1 rRNA gene (only partly in view) is annotated in these 1,435 nt (G+C 56.1%); it reads left to right on the forward strand.

The window, feature by feature from the left end:
• Positions 1-1,391: ribosomal RNA gene (locus ACFYXC_RS41720) — 23S ribosomal RNA — on the forward strand; it begins 1,797 nt to the left of the window's first position.
• Positions 1,392-1,435 lie beyond the last annotated feature (44 nt).

The following is a 1,435-nucleotide window of genomic DNA, read 5'->3' on the forward strand; positions in this document are numbered from 1 at the left end:
TGAGACCTGATGCCGAGCCGATTGTGGTGAAGTGGATGATCCTATGCTGTCGAGAAAAGCCTCTAGCGAGTTTCATGGCGGCCCGTACCCTAAACCGACTCAGGTGGTCAGGTAGAGAATACCGAGGCGTTCGGGTGAACTATGGTTAAGGAACTCGGCAAAATGCCCCCGTAACTTCGGGAGAAGGGGGGCCATCACTGGTGATCCGATTTACTCGGTGAGCTGGGGGTGGCCGCAGAGACCAGCGAGAAGCGACTGTTTACTAAAAACACAGGTCCGTGCGAAGCCGTAAGGCGATGTATACGGACTGACGCCTGCCCGGTGCTGGAACGTTAAGGGGACCGGTTAGTCAAACTTCGGTTTGGCGAAGCTGAGAACTTAAGCGCCAGTAAACGGCGGTGGTAACTATAACCATCCTAAGGTAGCGAAATTCCTTGTCGGGTAAGTTCCGACCTGCACGAATGGCGTAACGACTTCTCGACTGTCTCAACCATAGGCCCGGTGAAATTGCACTACGAGTAAAGATGCTCGTTTCGCGCAGCAGGACGGAAAGACCCCGGGACCTTTACTACAGTTTGATATTGGTGTTCGGTTCGGCTTGTGTAGGATAGCTGGGAGACTGTGAAGTGCGGGCGCCAGCCCGTGTGGAGTCGTCGTTGAAATACCAGTCTGGTCGTGCTGGATGTCTAACCTGGGTCCGTGATCCGGATCAGGGACAGTGTCTGATGGGTAGTTTAACTGGGGCGGTTGCCTCCTAAAGAGTAACGGAGGCGCCCAAAGGTTCCCTCAGCCTGGTTGGCAATCAGGTGTTGAGTGTAAGTGCACAAGGGAGCTTGACTGTGAGACCGACGGGTCGAGCAGGGACGAAAGTCGGGACTAGTGATCCGGCGGTGGCTTGTGGAAGCGCCGTCGCTCAACGGATAAAAGGTACCCCGGGGATAACAGGCTGATCTTCCCCAAGAGTCCATATCGACGGGATGGTTTGGCACCTCGATGTCGGCTCGTCGCATCCTGGGGCTGGAGTCGGTCCCAAGGGTTGGGCTGTTCGCCCATTAAAGCGGTACGCGAGCTGGGTTTAGAACGTCGTGAGACAGTTCGGTCCCTATCCGCTGTGCGCGTAGGAGTCTTGAGAAGGGCTGTCCCTAGTACGAGAGGACCGGGACGGACGAACCTCTGGTGTGCCAGTTGTCCTGCCAAGGGCATGGCTGGTTGGCTACGTTCGGGAGGGATAACCGCTGAAAGCATCTAAGCGGGAAGCCTGCTTCGAGATGAGGACTCCCACCAACTTGATTGGTTAAGGCTCCCAGTAGACGACTGGGTTGATAGGCCGGATGTGGAAGCCCTGTAAGGGGTGGAGCTGACCGGTACTAATAGGCCGAGGGCTTGTCCTCAGTTGCTCGCGTCCACTGTGTTGGTTCTGAAACCACGAACAACC

The organism is Streptomyces sp. NPDC002701 (assembly GCF_042889045.1).
Taxonomy (GTDB): domain Bacteria; phylum Actinomycetota; class Actinomycetes; order Streptomycetales; family Streptomycetaceae; genus Streptomyces.